This is a genomic window from Paenibacillus naphthalenovorans (assembly GCF_001465255.1).
Lineage (GTDB): Bacteria > Bacillota > Bacilli > Paenibacillales > NBRC-103111 > Paenibacillus_G > Paenibacillus_G naphthalenovorans.
Window position 1 is genome coordinate 2,521,556 of the sequence record NZ_CP013652.1, and the last position, 16,923, is coordinate 2,538,478.

Below are 16,923 nucleotides of genomic sequence, written 5' to 3' on the forward strand. Positions count from 1 at the left end.
AGAATCATCATCGTACTACATTCAGTATATATGATTTATTGTATACTTGTATACAATCAAATGCGGTTTTTCTTTCTGTTTTGTATGCGGATCAAACGGTTTCTGCATTAACCCAACTTATCGATTAACACGATCAACAAACTGTAAGTTGCCCATAAGCCGATACATCCAACAATACCAAGAATGAGATTTTCCCACCATTTATTCACATAATCCGGTAACATCATGCTGTTACGGGAGGTCATAAAAATAATTCCCAAAATAATGATCGGCGCGGTAATGACAGCCAAGCTGTTGCCTACGATCGTTAGAGTGACTAAATTGGGAGCAAAAGGCATGGAGAAAATAAGCGGCACAAGAAGAAGTCCCCCAATCGAAAACCATTTAAACCGGGGATCCTGTTCGGGTTTTTCATATTTCTCTCCCCGTTTGGTCGAGAGATGTACGCCATGCATTAACAGCTTAGTGAATCCGACAGAAAACGTGGGATAAGAGGTGAAGCAGACGAGAAACACGGTGATCCACAACAGAACCGGTCCAATGGGCCCCACCGCTTGTGCCATCATTGCAGCCAGGTCGACTTCGTTATGAATGACTTGCCCTTGACCGTACATGGTTTCGGCAGCTACAATCCAGATAGCCAAATTAATCACGATGATTGCAACGATACCGGTAAGGAGATCCATGATTTGCAGTTTACGCTGCCGAGGTCCTTTCCACCCTTTGTCGTTCATCAAATAGGGATACAGCAGGTTTGCAGCGGAGCCTCCGACAGCCCCGATAATCGAAACGGCGATAAGCAATGCGCCAAACGCATCATTATTGGCCGGTATCCCGAAGCTCAGACCTTCGATAAAGGCTTCCGCATTAATGCCGGTGTTCCATATGGCGTAAATAAAAGAAAGAATAATAACAATGCAAGCAGTGCGCGCTATAAATTCAAGCGCTTTCAATTGACGCTTCCGGGTTGTCACATAAATGGCCAGACCCACTCCGACAAGAGACCAAAGAAAACTGTTACCCGCCTGGCCGAACAAGTGATGTAAAGCTACACCCGCTCCACGAATCATATAAGATACGTAAACGAAACCCATGATATAAGCCGAGACGCCCAATACAATCGGAAACCCTTTCCACACGCGGTAAAAACCGTGAAAGATCGTTTCGTCTCCATGACGATTACACAATTGATACTTAGCGAGTGCATTAACAAAGAAATAGCGGCAGAATAACGCAAGGCAAAGCACCCACATCAAGTCATATCCGTAGTTGGCGCCGGATACGGACGAGTCAACCAAATCCCCTGTTCCAAGCCAAGCGAATGCAACGACTAATCCGGGCCCCATGCTTCTCAACGTTTCCAAAAAGCCTCCGCCCTTCGGCTGAAGCTCCAATTTTTCCACAGGTTTTGCCATACGCTATGCCCCTTTAACCAGTATTGGTATTTCCCATGATACTGTGCCATACAAATTATTGGCAGTAAGCGTTTACATTTTTTGTTACCTGTTGGATCAGCCTTAAAATTCAAGTTCATTAGACCCAATTCCGTAACCGCTTTCACTTCAAAACTCAGGTTTTCTCCTTTCTCTAGTCTTTTCAAAACGCAAACAATCCTGCTGAAAATTTAAAGCTCCCAAATGAATGCTTATATGGTTTGATCTATATATATGCACCTCCCAACACAATAGTATACTTGTATACATGAATATAACTTTCCCTTTCTGTGCTGTCAACAATGATTGTGAGATCATAGGCAAGTTGTGCAATAGTATTTCATGGTGTAAAATATTAACACAATTTGATTAGGAAGAGGTAATGACTATGGATAGCCATTTAACTCTCATCACATCCGATTTTACTCTCGAGCCTTTGGATTATTCCTCATCTTACATCCCTCTTCGTGAGGCGGTATATCAAAAACTCAAAACGGCCATCCTGGACGGTACGTTAAAACCGGGACAGCTGTTGAGCGAAAACCAGATCGCCGATAAACTTTCCGTCAGCCGCACGCCTGTCCGTGAAGCGATCCGGATTCTGGAGACGGAAAACCTGGTCACGTTTTTGCCTGGAAGAAAAGTTGTTGTCACGATGCCTACGCTCCAGGATATCCATGAAGTGTATGAGATTCGCTCCATCGTCGAAGCGGAAGCTCTACGAAGAATTACATCCAGTCATCCCGTGATCCGGCAAATGGAAGAAGCGATCGAGCGTGGGGAAGAATACCGCATGCAAGGGAATCTGCAAAAGCGGGGAGAAATGAACACCTATTTTCATCTCTCGATCATCTCTGCCCTTGAAAACCAACGGGTTCAGCAGTTCATTGATTCCCTTCACGATACGATTTCCCGTTTTCGCGTGTATTATCTGACTTTAGAGTGGGCTGTCGAGCGTGAAGACGAGCACAAAGAAATCGTTTCGCTCATCAAACAAGGGAATACGGAACAAGCCGTAACGGTCTTAAAAAAGCATTTAGCCATCTCCAAGGAAAATTTGGTTAGCGTATTTACCCAAAAATAAACATGGATCTCTGTCGAACCGGCTGATGAAAAACGATAACGGAAAACAATTTGTATTTTATTGTATACAAGTATACACATCTTTGTGTATACTGAGAATTAATTATTTTACATCCTATCAAGCGAGCAATTCGTTCTATCGGCTTCTGACAAGTAATTTCATTATCGGTAGAGGTGGGAACCATATCACGCTATAGTCAGATCGCTCGTTCTATCGTCTTCACCTTGGCTGTTATCATCTTTTTGGTATATAAGATCGGGGACTTTCATCAGCTGGCCCCGATGATTTCCATTTTGTCCATCATTGCGATTCTGTTATCGATCCCTGCTTCCAGTTTAACCACCAAAATTTTTGCACTATTGTTTTTGGTGACGGGGACTTGGCTTGTGATGCAAAAAGGGATCGATCCTTATAATTACCTATACATTTATGGCGATATGCTCTACTTGCTTTCTTTGTTCGCCATGCTCCCGTTTCTCGCCATTACGTTGAAATTAGGCCGTTACGACCAGTCCATTGAAGAGATCTTATCCAAAAAAACGCGAAGCGTCACTTCATTACACCGTACCATTAGTTCCATTTCGTTTTTGCTCAGCAGCATTTTGAATTTGGCCACGATTCCGATCATGTATTACAGTATTAAAGGCGCAGTAGAAAAGATCGGATTGAAACATACCGACAAATTCATGTGCTTGGCCATCCTTAACGGTTATGCGGTATCCGTCGCCTGGTCCCCATTCTCCGGCGGGGTTGCCATCGCTTTGGAAACGACGAAGGTTCCCTGGTCCAGTGTCTTCTACAAGCTGTTTATCATTGGCCTTTTGGGGTTATTCCTTAACTGGTTGATTTTTTGGTTAATTGAAAGGCGTTCAGGAAGCCGTCGGCCGGAAATTCCATCGGACGAACACCATCAGACCCTATCCGAAATGGCTTCGGCTCAAGAGTCTGAAAAAGCTGTACATCAACCGTTCATTCAAAAGCCCATCGCCAAAATATGGCAGATCGTGCTTGTCATTCTTCTGCTCATTTCCGTTAACGTGGGACTAACCGGCCTATGGTCTCTGGGGCTCGTAGTGACCACATCGATTTTGGCCTTTCCCTGTGCTTTCCTTTGGGCGTTGGCTCTAAAGCAGGGAACCGCTTTTTTGGGGGAAGCCCGTTCTTACGTCATCAATAAAATGCCCGGTATGGCGGATCAGTTTGCGATTTTCCTCAGCACCGGTTTTTTTGTTCAAGCGCTCCAATATTCCGGATACAATCATTACGTTATCGAATCTATGCTGCAATTCAATCACGCAGTTGGTTCCAGCCTCTTTTTGCTCATCGTCCCTTTGATCACACTCGGGTTCGGCTTCATGGGAATGCATCCCATCACAGCGATCACCCTTTTGGCGGAAGCGATGAATCCCCTGGCGTTGGGAATTTCGGCCGAGCACTTGGCCATTGCTTTGGTAGGGGGCGCCGTTATGACGTTTTCCATCGGCCCTTTTAGCGGAACGCTGAATATGTTTTCCGTTATTATCCGACAAGGCACATTTCGAATCGCAGCATGGAACCTTCTATACACCTTAGTTTTTTTTCTCTTTTTGGCACTGGTTCTGCTGGTTATTTAAACGCCCGACCTCCAACGGTAAATGCCCAAAGGAGTTCCTGCTCCCTTGGGCTTGTCTTATGTCCTGTGCCCTGTCCGCCAAAGCACTGCTCCTGCAAAACTATGCATTGTTATAAAGAGCGCTTCTCAATTTCCCTTTAGCCCTTTTCAACGCATTATCGATAGATTTATTACCCACGCCATGCAAGTCAGCTATTTCTTTATAGACCAAACCATCCAGCAAACCCAAAACCGCTGCCCTCTCCAAATGCGTTAAATGCGTTTTTATCAAGTCGAACAACTCATTATTCCTTGCCTTATTCATAAATATTTCTTCCGCCGATGGCGTGAAATGGGGGATGAGTTCATAACGGCTGGTCCTTTCTTGATCGCAGAAAGGAGTTTCATCCAACGACACGCTTTGATTTAAAATCTGCTGTTTTTTTCTTAAGGCTGCTTTTACGGCGTTGATGATATAATGCTTGATATGCATCTTCGCGAAACCCGAAAACGCCATTCCTTTGGCGGGGTTATACCTTTTACAAGCGATAAATAACCCGATACATCCGGCTTGATTCATATCTCCCCGCATGAGACCTGGAGCATAATACTTCTTGCTGCAATAATAAATCATCGGAAGATAACGACTTAGCAGAGAGTTGAATGCGCTCTGGTCGCCTTGAATTACACAAGCGGCCAACTCGGCATCCGTGAATTCATCCATAATTGAAGTCATCCTCCTGTTCTTTTGTTGATTTTATTTGCAACCGGATATCATGATCATTGGACGAACCGCCGGAGAGAAGAGAGATTTTCTCTAGCGCTTACGAGGTCGTCCTTTTGGTCTTGAATGTCGGAAATGGATAAAAAAGGACCCCAAAGGGTCCTGTGCTACCCATTGGCAACCCGGCTGTCATAGCTTATGCCTTAGACCCGTGGCTTTGCGTCCTTATCTTTCGATAAGTATGCCTTTATCAATGTCAATATATATGAAAACATTTTTCCCGAATAAAAACCGGATAGGGAATTAATACCATGTCCAAAGTAACATGTTATCAAAATAATTGTCAATAAAAACAAATTATCTTTTTAAAAATTATACAAATTTCTTATCCGTCATTTGTCCGGCAACAATTAAATAAGACAAGTTGACGGATCTCATTGCCTTATGTAATATAATCGTAATTAAAACAACCCGGGGAGAACCATGACATGGATCAACACATTGAATTGTTAATTGACTTATTCGACAAATATACGGACGAGCAAATCGCCGATTTATCCGACTTTTCTTATGAAGGCCGGAGCATGACCCGGGAGGAGACTCTGGTTGTCGTTTCTACCTTTCGGGCCTCACGCATCGCAAGAGGATATATCAACGGCGGCCGCACAAGACAAAATCAATCCGGCTAGTTTTAATAAACCGGCAAAGGCTGTTCGCAGCTCGTGTCGGTTTATTTTTTAGCAGAAAAATGTCAGCTTAGTCAGCAAAAAAAAACACTCCGCGGAGTGCTATAAAATTATTGTTGATCTTCCGTTCATATAAGCGATCGGGAATTAGGTTATAACCGTTGTAGTGGAGGTAGATGAAGGGGCGAAATTGACCACTTCCAATACTACGGGAGTAGTCGCCTCAATAGGTTCGGATCCTACCGGTACTTCAATCTCAAGCTGTCCTGCCGCGCCATCCGTATACGTCACCAGGTTGTTCATTACTAAAATACCATTGACAAACACATTGACGTAACTATTGTTCGTAGCGAGTGCCGGCAGCGAGGTAGCAGCTACACCAGCATCGGTCTCAAAATCTCCTACAGCAATCGTCAATGTATTTCCGGCTGTTACCTGTGCCGCGACTTCATAAAAAAACCGCTCCACCGTAGGTACTGTTTCCGTCGTTGTTGTCGTAGTCGCCGAAGCAAAAATTTTCAAAATTCTCAGTGCCATTTCCTCACCTCCCATTCTATGATTATTATATTTCTACTTATCATAAATTTCTTAGATTAATGACCCATTTATTAAAAATCGGGCGCAGGCATGTGGATCATCGTTTAAATCACCCTTTAGTGAATCCGTTTGATCGAGAAGCCTACCGCTTCTAAAATGATTAAAGTACTTGCGTAAATCACTTCTTCATTGGAATATATCGTTAAAGCATTGGGGTTTACGTTATATATCTTTCCTTCTTGTAATACGGCATTCACATATAAATTATAATAACCCTCATCGCCCAGCTCTACGAATTCGTTTACTGGTTCCCCATCATCGTTAATAAATCGATTGGCGGGAATCATTTGGGTATTGGAAAGATCGATGTCTGTATCCGCTACGAAAAAGTATCTCCTTACATCAGGTATGATACGAATGGAAGCGTCCCCCGGAGGACCTTGCTGTCCAGGTGGCCCCTGCTGTCCGGGCGGACCCTGTTTATACACGATTCTTGTTACGATGATCTTTTTCTTGCACTTCCTTTTTCTTTTCCGGCAAGGAACCTTTTGGTTTCGCCTTATCCTTTTTTTCCTTTCCGGCACACAAACAACCGCACTTCTACGTTTACCATGTTTTTTAAATTGTCGTTTGTCGGTATAGTCCAATAAACGCTCCTCCCTCCTCCCTTAAAGCAGTTCGAAAGTATTTTGCTTTATTTTATGTGAAAATGTTACGGAAAGGATGGGTTCTTGACCACGATGGCCTTATAAGTAAAAAATGGACCAATGGTACAGGCAACGGCATAGCTTATAGTTGTATAAAAATAAAATGGATTGTATAATTCATATAATGGATTCAATATTTGTTATAACGATGGGGAGGACTATCTTATCATGCGTGATGTCAACGTAAATTCCGTTCGGGCCATCGATCGGGCTATTGATTTATTAAATGTGTTTTCTGTAGAGCACCCCGTTCTAACAATCGATGAGATCGTAGCCAAGACCAAATTGCCGAAAACAACCGCTTATCGAATATTGTATACGCTGGAGCTTCGGGGGCTTATTCAATACGATCAAAAGAACCAAAATTACCGGTTGGGATTAAAATTGTTAGAATATGCCGGTACGCTTACCACTCTCCTTGACGTCAGGCAAGAGGCGGAGGAAATACTTATCAACCTCCAGACTAATACCAAACAAACGGTGATTATGGCGGTCATCGAGCAGGAAACGTTTGTTTATGTTTTTTTACGGGAAAACCCGGTTGGTTTTAAATATTCCTCTTACATCGGACTGCGCCGCCCTATTAATTTTGGAGTTTTGGGACAAGTCATTATGGCCCATTTGACGGAAGATGAGCTTGAGCGTTTATTGCAAAAGCATCCCCTTGTACGAATGACCTCCAAGACCGTCACCGATCTGGACGTGCTTCGCGTCCGGTTCAAAAAAATCAAAGAGGAACGAGTCTATGCGGATATGGAAGAAACGTATGAAGGCGGCATTGCCATCGGTGCGCCTATATATGATGCGGAAGGCAAGCTGATTGCGGCTTTAGCAATTCTTGGACCTGCCGTGCAGTTGGATGGCGACCGGCTGGAGCCGGCAAAATTAATGGTCAAGGAGGCCGCAAGTCAAATATCCTTAAAAATGGGCTTTAAAGAAGCATTCGGCGGGGTCCGGCTTTAAACCTATGATTCCCATGTCCTGTAGGGAAGTCAAAAAACAAAACGGCCCTGCGGGTTCGCGTGTATATTCTTGGCATACACGGCAAATCCCGCAGCGCCGCAAGGTTTAATGCTTAATCGACCCGTGCGGATCGATGACAAATTTCTTGGAAGCCCCTTTATCAAATTCCGAGTAAGCTTGAGGTGCTTGATCCAGCGAAATCAAAGTGGCGTTTACCGCCTTTGCAATCTGTGCTCTACCGTTCAAAATCGACATCATCAATTCTCTATGATACTGCATCACCGGAGTTTGGCCCGTTACAAACGTATGAGCTTTAGCCCACCCCAATCCGAAGCGGATCTTTAACGTTCCGATCTTCGCATCCTCGTCTACGGCCCCCGGATCACCGGTTACATAAAGACCCGGAATGCCAAGTCGGCCTCCTGCACGGGTTACTTCCATAATGGAATTCAATACGGTAGCCGGTGCTTCACCGTGTGCGTGACCATGGCCATGCGCTTCAAAGCCTACGCAGTCAATGGCGCAATCCACTTCGGGAACACCCAAGATTTGTTCGATTTGTTCCCCTACATTGGGATGCTCTTTCAGATTAACCGTTTCACATCCAAAGCTTCGGGCTTGCGCTAATCGTTCGCCGTTCAAATCGCCGACAATGACGACAGCCGCACCCAGCAATTGAGCCGAATGAGCCGCTGCCAAACCCACAGGACCGGCACCTGCTACATAGACTGTAGAACCGGGCTTCACGCCCGCGCTTACGGCACCGTGGTAACCGGTTGGAAAAATATCGGACAGCATCGTCAGATCGAGAATTTTTTCCATCGCCTGGTCTTTATCCGGGAATTTTAAAAGCTGAAAATCGGCATAAGGCACCATTACATATTCCGACTGTCCTCCGACCCAGCCGCCCATATCCACATAGCCATATGCGGAGCCCGGCCGGTCCGGATTCACGTTTTCACAAACGTTGGTATTGCGTTCTTTACAACTGCGGCAGCGGCCGCACGCGATATTGAACGGAACGGAAACGAGATCGCCTTTTTTAATAAACTCAACGTCACGCCCTACTTCGATGACTTCTCCCGTAATTTCATGACCTAAAACAAGACCGCTTGGAGCCGTGGTTCGGCCTCTGACCATATGTTGGTCACTACCGCAAATGTTCGTCGTGACGACTTTCAATATAACCCCATGATCGCATTTTCTGCCCACATTCAGCGGATTCACTCCGGGTCCATCCCGCAATATCAATTCCGGATAACGGATATCCCGAACCTCTACTTTCCCGGGTTCTACATAGACTACCGCACGATTGTCAGCCATGATTCCCATTCTCCTTTACCCTCTTATTTTTTCTCCCAGAATTTAGGTTCCCATTCCACATGCCAGCTTAAATCCGGATCCAGCTTCAGCATAACGGCGCCATCGTTGGTTGTACCTTGATGATCCTCAGGGGTATAGTTTACAACCGCAGTCGTGACGATAAAGTTATTGAATTGAGTTTCCAGCGCATGTTTGACCGCTTCCGGATCATCGCTGCCGGCTTTCTTTATCGCTTCGATAACGGTAAGTATCGAATCGTAGCCAATCGCCGTCACGTGGTCAATCTCCTTGTTGTATTCCTTCTTAAAGTCATCCGCAAATTTGACCATTAACGGCTTCAGCGGATTTTGCTCGCTAAGTCCTTTCCATGCGATAGGGGCAGTACCTGCGAAATACAGCTGCTCCGGAATATAATCTTTGATCGAGTTGGCAAACGCGTAGGAAACCTGGCTAGCATTAAGGATCAGCGGAATATCGAGACCGATTTGCCCTGCATTCTTGATGGCAATAGCCGGTGGCGCACCCGGGCCAACAATTTCAAGCGCCTCAATGCCCGCGCTCTTTAAGCGGGTCAACTGCGGAGTCACATCGATATCCTGCAGCCCCATTCTTTCAATGACATACTCAATGCCGTCTTTCTTGTTCATGGCCTCGATAATCTTTGCCGAAATGTTGCCGCTCGTATCTGTCGTTGCGATCAAACCCACCTTTTTGATTCCCTTCTGTTTATACCATTCATGCGGAATTTCATGAAACGCATCTTGCTTTAAAGAAGTGACGAAGCCAAAACTGTTCCCGGGAGCCGTATACGTGGGGGATAAAGAAAACATAATGACTTTATTCTTATCGGCAACGGACTGGATAGCGCCGGAGGTTTGAGCTGTGCTTGGCCCCAAAATAATCTTGGCGCCGTCCTTTTTAATCAGCTTTTGTGCATTCTGTACCGCTTTCTCCGGATTATTCTCATCATCGTAATAAATCAGCTTCAACTCGCGGCCGTTAATTCCCCCTTCCGCATTCACCTGTTTGGCCACCATGTCAAAAACCTCTTTCATACTTGACCCGAGAAATCCCGCACCTCCGGTCATAGCCATCGTGGACCCCAAGACAATCGGATTCTTCGCATCCGTCTTTGCCGCTTCGCCGGATTTATTCGGAGCCGAAGCCGGACTGCTCGTCTGATTGCCCGCGCAAGCTGCAAGCAGGACGACAACGAATACCATCATAACGGATAGGGTCAAACTCACTTTTCTCAATTTTACTCTCCCCTTTTACTTTATGTATTCGCTTAACCTTAGATTAATGCAAATAGGCCTCCTTAATATCCTCCCTTGCCAGCAATTGTTTAGCGTCCCCTTCCATCATGATTTCCCCGGACTTGATCACATACGCCCGGTTTGAGATCTGCAGTGCCTGAAATATGTTTTGTTCAACTAAAACAATGGTTCGCCCTTCCTTGCCAAGCTTTTGAATCGCTTCAAAAATTTCCTCCACGATCCTGGGAGCCAGGCCCTGGGACGGTTCGTCCAGGATCATCAGCTTCGGCGACATCATCAGGCCTCTGCCGATGGCAACCATCTGCTGCTCCCCGCCGCTCATCGTACCGGCCTTCTGTGTTTTTCTTTCACGCAGCCGTGGGAACATCTCGTAGACCGATTCCATTCTGGCATCCATCTCTTTCTTTGAGCGGGTAAACTTAAACCCGCCCATGATCAAATTGTCCTCCACACTGAGCTCCCGAAATACTCTGCGGTTCTCCGGAACATGGGATATGCCTTCTTTAACTACGGCATGTGCAGGAAGAGACGTGACGTCCTTTTCCCCAAAATACACCTTTCCCGACGTAACCGTTATCCCTCCTGTTATCGCTTTCAAAACCGATGTTTTCCCGGCTCCGTTCGCGCCTAATATACTAACCACCTCTCCTTTTTCAACATGAATCGAGATTCCTTTCAATACGTTCAGCTGATCATATTTCGCATAAATGTCTTTAAGCGCCAGCATGGGCTTTCTCCTTCCCTAAATAAGCCTCGATGACTTTGGGGTCGTTTTGGACGTCTGCGGGGCTGCCTTCGACCAATTTTTGTCCGTAATTTAATACCACGATCTTGTCGGAAATATTCATCACCAGACCCATATGATGCTCAACCAGAAGAATGGATACACCTTCCTTTTTAATGTTCAGAATCAGATCTGACAGCACTTCGGTTTCCATATCATTTAGCCCGGCTGCAGGTTCATCCAGGATCAGCAGGGAGGGTTTGGCTGCAAGCGCACGCCCCAATTCGACAAGACGCTGAATACCGAACGGCAGCTCCGTAACCGGTGTATAGGCAAAGGGTTCGATCCGAAGAAGAGCAAGGATTTCAAAAGTCTCTCTTCCATCTGTTTCTCGTTGCTTCTTGCTTTTCTCAAGCCGATACCGGCAGAAAATAAACCATGGTCGTATTGATGATGCAAACCCAGCATGACATTTTCCAACACATTCATTTTATGGATTGAAAACAACCGAATATTTTGGAACGTCCTCGCGATTCCCATACCTACAAGCTCATGAGTCCTTCTACTGGCCAGATCCGTATCCTTGAACATAACTCTGCCGCTTGAGAGAGGAAGCACTTGGGTGATTAAATTAAGCAGCGTCGATTTCCCGGCTCCGTTCGGTCCTATAACCGAAACAATTTGCTTTTCCTCCACTTCAAAAGACACATTGGAAACGGCCTTCAAATCACCAAAATGCCTGGATATGCCCTCAACTTGCAGTAAACCCAAATCGTTCACTCCTTCCCCATCGATTCTTGATACACCCTGTTTTCCTTTGGGGTCGTCTTTCTTCCTTTTAACGATAACGATACCTTATCGATCGCCGATTGAACGCCTCCCGGAAGAAAAAGAACAACCAGCAGAAAAATAATCCCCTTGATCAAAATCTCGTAGTCCTCCATCAAGGCTGAGATCTGCGGAATAATTTGAAAAACGAAAGTCCCCGTAATCGGTCCGAGATACGAACCAAGTCCGCCAAGAAAACCCATGATCAACATATTGATCGAATTATGCATACTTACAATGTCCGGAGAAATAAAAACCATATAATGAGCGTAGTATCCGCCGGCTAATGCGCCCAAGGTACAGCCCAGAACAAAGACTTTCATTTTAAATCGGAATACATTGACGCCAAAGGAAGCCGCAGCCCCCTCATCGGAATGGATGGCCTTCATCGCTCTTCCTTCACGGGAATTCGCCAGATTTTTCGTCAGAATGAAGATGATCAGCACCGTAATCCAGATCAGATAAAAATGATCGTGGAACGAATGAAATTGATACGATCCAATAGAAAAGCCCGGAATATTGGCAAGTCCGTTGGGTCCTCCCGTGATTTCACCACCGCTGTTGATTAAAGTGAAGAGTACGACCCCAAGCCCCAATGTCCCCAATGCGAGAAAGTAGCCGGACAATCTTAACAGCGGGAACGCAATAAGAAAGGTAAACATCGCGATCAGGATACAGCTCAGCAGAATCGATAAAAACGGATGCACATTCAAATGAATGGACAGATATGCGGATACATAAGCGCCTAAACCAAAAAAACCCGCATGTCCAAGCGCAATGAGTCCGGCATAGCCCAGAATTAAATTCAGGCCGATCACCGCAATGGCATAAATCCCGGCAATATTGACCGTTTCAAAAAAATACGATTCTCCTAAAAGAAAAGGAGCGATGCTGATAAACAGCACTAAACATGCCAGATCCCAAGAAACCCATTTTTTAGTCACTCTATCCCCTCCTGTCGATTTGTTAACATCACATTAAGAATCAGCCGTTCTTTTTATAGAGTGACTTGACGGATACCAAACCGCTTGGCAGAAACACGAGTAAAACAAGCAGGACGATGAACGAAAACGCGTCTTTTAACAATGAAGAAACAAAGCCGGCGGCATAGGCTTCGAATAGTCCGAGGATTAACCCGCCGATGATAGCCCCTCCATAGCTGCCCAACCCTCCCAGAAGAGCGGCAATAAACGCTTTTATTCCTAACATCGATCCCTGATAATAACTCATCGTAATGAGCGGGCCTGCCAAAATTCCGGCCACAGATCCCATAATGGAACCGATAATAAAAACGACAAGGATCATTCGTTTGACATGAATCCCCATTAATCCGGCCGCATACGGATCTCCCGAGATGGCCGTCAAAGCCCTGCCAAAATAAGTGTTTTTATTCACCCATCTGAAACCAAAATAAATGAGCAGCGACACCGCAATGATCAGAATCGTTTGCGAATCCACATTCGCCGAAAATACGGGGATGGATACACTTTTAAACAAAGCCGGTATCGCAAAGTTATCGCTGCCCCAGACCAGAAACGCGGCACCTTTGAGAATTTCCCCGAACGCAACGGTAACCACAATCATCGTAAGAATATCCGGCTTTTTTAACGGGTTAATGGCCATTTTGACCATGAACCACCCAATCACCGAAGCTAATACGACGGTTAACAATAGACCTACCCAATACGGACTGTTTAACGTCGTGACAAAGGAGTACAAGCTCAAGGCGCCGATCATAGTAAATTCTCCTTGGGCGATATTAAGAATCTTGCTGACATTGAAAATGATCGTGAACCCGAGAGCGATAAGAGCATAAATAAATCCGATGGTGATACCGCTCCAAAAGCTTTGTTGAAATAACATCATCTGTGCGTCCAACCCTATCTTCCCCCTTTCACGTCTTACTCTAAATAAATGATGAATTATAAGAACATGCTGAGATTTTTCAGATTGAGTATCGTTTGATCGGGAATAATCGTTCGGGAACAAATCTTAAACCCATCTCCGGCCTTTCGCAGAACATCCATTCGTTCTCCAAATAGTTGTTCGATTTCGGTTTCAGACGCCCGGCTTCGCATCAATAAAAAGTGACTGCGAACGCTTAGTTCCTGATCCGACTCGCTTTCAACCAGAATATTGGATACGAAATGCCGGGTGCGTGGCGCAGGATTTTCCGCCCATGCCGACGTTGTGCTTAACCTTTTTACGCGCAGGTTTAATGAAGTCTTCGTATCTTCAAAGAAAGTCATGTCATTCACGATGTTGGACCCATCCCTCTCTTCACGGGTAATCCGAACCGGCATCCGGTATACAATATCATCCGCAAGCAGATCCAGCCATTCATTAAAAAGCCTGCGGTCCAGTATAGATGCTTCGCGGGTATAAAAATGAGTCACGCGAAAATACGTTTCCATGTTCATCCTGTTCATCTCCTCCGACTATTCCTTGGTCAACATCTCAAACCAGTAGTCATGATACCCTCTGGTCATAAAATCCACATAGTTGGTTGAATAAGCCACACCCGGCCCTGGAAAGGTTTCATCGGGAGCAACATGGTCATATCCCATTAAATAGTTGGAGAAGTTATTGTAATTCAGCGATTTGTCCCGAACCATGAAGCCTTTGCTGGCCTGCACCACCCGTGCCCATATTTCCGTATCGTCCTGCTCTAACGTTCCCGAAGGGCCAAACGAGCCGATATATCCTTTATAAGCATCTTCCTTGTATTGTTCCGGCGCACTTTGATCAATCAGGAACCATGAAATGACTTCCACTTTATCGGGTCCGAGCGGCCGCCAAACACGCACGTTAAAGTAATTGTATAAATGACCTTCGTTGCCGTGAAGCGGGCAGTTAAACGACATATTCGGAAAGCATGTGCCTACAAGCACTTTTACTTTTTCAAACACTTCCAGTTGTTCTTTGGTTAAATTCCGTTCAAACATAGGCCACATTTCTTGCGGCAACCCCTGATATTTAACCGGTCTGGCTTTGGACTTGGGACTGCTTGTGATGACGCAGATCCCGTGTCCGTGGTTACAGGCTACACCATGACCATAGCTTGCATATAACGGATCTTCGGGACTCATGCCAAGCTCAACCGTTGACCGGTGCGAGGTTTGAACATGATAGGGATCTACAAAATTTTCCGATACCATCTTCCAGTTCGCATGAACGACCCAGCGCTGAGGCACGCCCCGCACCTCCATACCTCCATCGCTCCGTCCCAGCATGATATCCAAATACCATCTAAATTCGCCAAGGAACTCCTCCAAAGGCATCGCCTGAGGGTCCAGATTCGCAAAAATCAGGCCTTTATATACCTCTACTCTTGGAATGGGACGGAGTCCCCAGTCTTTCTTATCCATTTCTTCTCCATAAATTTTATCCCCGGCAACAATACCGATCAGGTCGCCGTCAAGGTTATAGGACCACCCATGGTACGGACATGTAAAGCTTTTCTTTTTACCGGCATCGGCCGTACATAAGTGAACTCCCCGATGTGTACAGGAATTCAAAAACGCTTTAATTTCCCCGCCGCCGTTTCGCACCAACAGTACCGGATCATTCACTATCCAACGAGTGACATATTGCCCTGGTTCCCTGATTTCCGATTCATGTCCCAAAAGCTGCCAGGTACGTAAAAAGATCTGCTCCATTTCAATATTGTAAATATCCGGATCGGTCAATACCCATTGGGGAAACAATCCTCGTTCCAGGCTGTTCTCAATGCTTTTCCTTGTCTCTTCATCCAGATGCTTTTTCATGCTTCCCATCCCCCTTGCCCATTTTTTATTTCAATTTGTAATCGGTTTCAAGATATCCATTTCAAAACTAACGTTCTTGATTTATCGGGACAAACTTTCCGTATAACCAATCGACCACACTGTAGTCATCCGTTTTTCGCTGAGATAATATCGCGTTTCGCAGAAGAATGGCTGTATTGTCCTCCGTATGAAGGATATCGCCAAAGACGCGGGCGGTCTGCTGCACTTTGGCGGCTCTTGGAGCCCGTTCCTGCTGGTAGGCCATAAACGCCTGCTGTATTTGGCTTCCATGCGCTTCGAGTTTCTCGCCTAAAACGAAGGCGTCTTCCAACGCCTGACATGCTCCTTGCGCCAGATACTGCAGCATAGGGTGGCCCGAGTCGCCAAGCAGCGCAATCCGTCCTTCCGTCCATGTATGGATCGGCTGTCTGTCGTACAAAGGCCAACGGCGTTGGCGGTGAATAAAGGAAACGGCGTTGAGAACGGACGGACAGCACACGCTGAACCGCTCATCGAGTTCTGCCGTGGTCCCCCAATCGTCGGAGTCTTCCTTGTATTGATAGCTCCTAAAAACGACGACCTGATTGTAAAGCTCCTTCCGGCGTACAGGGTATTGAACCAAATGCAGATTCGGACCGATCCAGCAGACGACGTCATCCAGATTGGCCTCGGGAATCTCAGAGATCGGAATGGTTCCCCGATAAGCTACATAATGCGAACAGACGGCTTTGTCTTCAACAAATAATTTACGCGTTCTGGACCATAGTCCATCGGCGCCGATTACCGCATCGGCCGTGTAAACCGAGCCGTCTCTGCAACTGACCCGGGCCCGGTCCCCCAAATCCTCGACGGACAGCGCCTCTTTGTTGTTCAACAACGTAATCAGATCATGGGAACGACATGCTGCAAGCAGTGCATCCAGCAAATCCGACCGATGCGTCACAATATAGGGATAGCCGTAACGCCGGAGGAAGGCGCCGCCTAAATCCAGGGCGGTCATTTCTTGGCCGGTGATGGCATCCATCAAAACCAGCCTTCGGGGCGCAACCGCTTTTTCCATGACCGTACCCAATACTCCCAGTTTATCCAATACCGCCAGTGCATTAGGCGCAAGCTGCAAGCCTGCACCAACCTCTGCGAATTCCGGAGCCTGCTCCAGCACTTGAACCGGCCGTCCGGTTTTCGCAATGCTTAAAGCTGCCGCCAATCCGCCAATCCCGCCTCCGATAACCATAAAAGGAATGTTGTTTGTTTTTGTCATCCTCGAGTCCTCCATGCA

At 46.0% G+C, this 16,923-nt stretch carries 18 protein-coding genes and 1 riboswitch; of the genes, 4 read left to right on the plus strand and 14 right to left on the minus strand.

All coding sequences use genetic code 11. The features are described 5' to 3' along the window. Positions 1-107 precede the first annotated feature (107 nt). A complete protein-coding gene (locus IJ22_RS12575; protein ID WP_062409051.1) occupies positions 108-1,415 on the minus strand; it encodes an Nramp family divalent metal transporter in 1,308 nt (435 codons plus the stop codon). Between the two features lie 406 nt (positions 1,416-1,821). On the opposite strand from IJ22_RS12575, the gene IJ22_RS12580 reads away from it, so the two are divergent. Together IJ22_RS12580 and IJ22_RS12585 are read left to right on the plus strand one after the other, a co-directional pair. Then, positions 1,822-2,517 carry a GntR family transcriptional regulator gene (locus tag IJ22_RS12580; protein ID WP_062409052.1) on the plus strand — a complete coding sequence of 232 codons (696 nt, stop codon included), beginning with the start codon at positions 1,822-1,824 and terminating at the stop codon, positions 2,515-2,517. Between the two features lie 281 nt (positions 2,518-2,798). Beyond that, positions 2,799-4,130: a hypothetical protein gene (locus IJ22_RS12585; protein WP_145862533.1), complete on the plus strand. Its 1,332-nt coding sequence runs from the start codon at positions 2,799-2,801 to the stop codon at positions 4,128-4,130. 99 nt (positions 4,131-4,229) lie between these two features. Here the strand turns inward: IJ22_RS12585 and IJ22_RS12590 are convergent, their stop codons facing one another. After that, positions 4,230-4,832: a sigma-70 family RNA polymerase sigma factor gene (locus tag IJ22_RS12590; RefSeq protein WP_054817895.1), complete on the minus strand. Its 603-nt coding sequence runs from the start codon at positions 4,830-4,832 to the stop codon at positions 4,230-4,232. A gap of 173 nt (positions 4,833-5,005) precedes the next feature. Beyond that, positions 5,006-5,088: riboswitch (cyclic di-GMP riboswitch) on the minus strand. A 232-nt stretch (positions 5,089-5,320) separates the two neighbouring features. On the opposite strand from IJ22_RS12590, the gene IJ22_RS12595 reads away from it, so the two are divergent. Continuing rightward, positions 5,321-5,521, plus strand: a complete 201-nt coding sequence (locus IJ22_RS12595; protein WP_054817894.1) for a hypothetical protein — start codon at positions 5,321-5,323, stop codon at positions 5,519-5,521. Positions 5,522-5,665: 144 nt separating this feature from the next. On the opposite strand, the gene IJ22_RS12600 is transcribed toward IJ22_RS12595, so the two are convergent. Next, positions 5,666-6,055 (minus strand): DUF4183 domain-containing protein, encoded by a 390-nt coding sequence (locus IJ22_RS12600; RefSeq protein ID WP_054817893.1) that lies wholly within the window; start codon positions 6,053-6,055, stop codon positions 5,666-5,668. A gap of 116 nt (positions 6,056-6,171) precedes the next feature. Further along, entirely contained in the window at positions 6,172-6,702 is a 531-nt protein-coding gene (locus IJ22_RS12605) for a DUF4183 domain-containing protein (protein WP_062409054.1), read from the minus strand. 228 nt (positions 6,703-6,930) lie between these two features. On the opposite strand from IJ22_RS12605, the gene IJ22_RS12610 reads away from it, so the two are divergent. Then, positions 6,931-7,725 (plus strand): IclR family transcriptional regulator, encoded by a 795-nt coding sequence (locus IJ22_RS12610; protein ID WP_062409055.1) that lies wholly within the window; start codon positions 6,931-6,933, stop codon positions 7,723-7,725. Positions 7,726-7,830: 105 nt separating this feature from the next. Here IJ22_RS12610 and fdhA read toward each other — a convergent pair whose 3' ends face one another. The 10 genes from fdhA to IJ22_RS12660 form a co-directional block, all read right to left on the minus strand. After that, on the minus strand, positions 7,831-9,048 hold the full coding sequence (fdhA, locus tag IJ22_RS12615) for a formaldehyde dehydrogenase, glutathione-independent (RefSeq protein ID WP_054817940.1): 1,218 nt from the start codon (positions 9,046-9,048) through the stop codon (positions 7,831-7,833). Positions 9,049-9,071: 23 nt separating this feature from the next. After that, positions 9,072-10,295, minus strand: a complete 1,224-nt coding sequence (locus tag IJ22_RS12620; RefSeq protein WP_235594344.1) for an ABC transporter substrate-binding protein — start codon at positions 10,293-10,295, stop codon at positions 9,072-9,074. Positions 10,296-10,347: 52 nt separating this feature from the next. Further along, entirely contained in the window at positions 10,348-11,052 is a 705-nt protein-coding gene (locus IJ22_RS12625) for an ABC transporter ATP-binding protein (RefSeq protein ID WP_054817887.1), read from the minus strand. After that, a complete protein-coding gene (locus IJ22_RS27210; protein ID WP_418007120.1) occupies positions 11,039-11,413 on the minus strand; it encodes an ABC transporter ATP-binding protein C-terminal domain-containing protein in 375 nt (124 codons plus the stop codon). Before IJ22_RS27210 ends, IJ22_RS12625 begins: the two co-directional genes overlap by 14 nt. After that, positions 11,296-11,820 carry an ATP-binding cassette domain-containing protein gene (locus IJ22_RS12635; protein ID WP_062409058.1) on the minus strand — a complete coding sequence of 175 codons (525 nt, stop codon included), beginning with the start codon at positions 11,818-11,820 and terminating at the stop codon, positions 11,296-11,298. The genes IJ22_RS27210 and IJ22_RS12635 overlap by 118 nt, the downstream gene beginning before the upstream one ends. 5 nt (positions 11,821-11,825) lie before the next feature. Further along, complete coding sequence (locus IJ22_RS12640; protein WP_062409059.1) at positions 11,826-12,821, minus strand: branched-chain amino acid ABC transporter permease; 996 nt, start codon at positions 12,819-12,821, stop codon at positions 11,826-11,828. A 40-nt stretch (positions 12,822-12,861) separates the two neighbouring features. Further along, positions 12,862-13,755: a branched-chain amino acid ABC transporter permease gene (locus IJ22_RS12645; RefSeq protein WP_062409060.1), complete on the minus strand. Its 894-nt coding sequence runs from the start codon at positions 13,753-13,755 to the stop codon at positions 12,862-12,864. A gap of 44 nt (positions 13,756-13,799) precedes the next feature. Continuing rightward, positions 13,800-14,297 carry an aromatic-ring-hydroxylating dioxygenase subunit beta gene (locus IJ22_RS12650; RefSeq protein WP_062409061.1) on the minus strand — a complete coding sequence of 166 codons (498 nt, stop codon included), beginning with the start codon at positions 14,295-14,297 and terminating at the stop codon, positions 13,800-13,802. Between the two features lie 18 nt (positions 14,298-14,315). Next, complete coding sequence (locus IJ22_RS12655; RefSeq protein ID WP_062409062.1) at positions 14,316-15,644, minus strand: aromatic ring-hydroxylating oxygenase subunit alpha; 1,329 nt, start codon at positions 15,642-15,644, stop codon at positions 14,316-14,318. Between the two features lie 67 nt (positions 15,645-15,711). Then, complete coding sequence (locus tag IJ22_RS12660; RefSeq protein WP_062409063.1) at positions 15,712-16,905, minus strand: FAD-dependent monooxygenase; 1,194 nt, start codon at positions 16,903-16,905, stop codon at positions 15,712-15,714. Positions 16,906-16,923 lie beyond the last annotated feature (18 nt).

What these genes read in the sequence shown, in the direction of transcription:
- IJ22_RS12575 (WP_062409051.1), bottom strand. Translation starts at nt 1,415, where the DNA reads ATGGCAAAACCTGTGGAAAAATTGGAGCTTCAGCCGAAGGGCGGAGGC.
- IJ22_RS12580 (WP_062409052.1), top strand. Translation starts at nt 1,822, where the DNA reads ATGGATAGCCATTTAACTCTCATCACATCCGATTTTACTCTCGAGCCT.
- IJ22_RS12585 (WP_145862533.1), top strand. Translation starts at nt 2,799, where the DNA reads ATGATTTCCATTTTGTCCATCATTGCGATTCTGTTATCGATCCCTGCT.
- IJ22_RS12590 (WP_054817895.1), bottom strand. Translation starts at nt 4,832, where the DNA reads ATGGATGAATTCACGGATGCCGAGTTGGCCGCTTGTGTAATTCAAGGC.
- IJ22_RS12595 (WP_054817894.1), top strand. Translation starts at nt 5,321, where the DNA reads ATGGATCAACACATTGAATTGTTAATTGACTTATTCGACAAATATACG.
- IJ22_RS12600 (WP_054817893.1), bottom strand. Translation starts at nt 6,055, where the DNA reads ATGGCACTGAGAATTTTGAAAATTTTTGCTTCGGCGACTACGACAACA.
- IJ22_RS12610 (WP_062409055.1), top strand. Translation starts at nt 6,931, where the DNA reads ATGCGTGATGTCAACGTAAATTCCGTTCGGGCCATCGATCGGGCTATT.
- fdhA (WP_054817940.1), bottom strand. Translation starts at nt 9,048, where the DNA reads ATGGCTGACAATCGTGCGGTAGTCTATGTAGAACCCGGGAAAGTAGAG.
- IJ22_RS12625 (WP_054817887.1), bottom strand. Translation starts at nt 11,052, where the DNA reads ATGCTGGCGCTTAAAGACATTTATGCGAAATATGATCAGCTGAACGTA.
- IJ22_RS12650 (WP_062409061.1), bottom strand. Translation starts at nt 14,297, where the DNA reads ATGAACATGGAAACGTATTTTCGCGTGACTCATTTTTATACCCGCGAA.
- IJ22_RS12655 (WP_062409062.1), bottom strand. Translation starts at nt 15,644, where the DNA reads ATGAAAAAGCATCTGGATGAAGAGACAAGGAAAAGCATTGAGAACAGC.
- IJ22_RS12660 (WP_062409063.1), bottom strand. Translation starts at nt 16,905, where the DNA reads ATGACAAAAACAAACAACATTCCTTTTATGGTTATCGGAGGCGGGATT.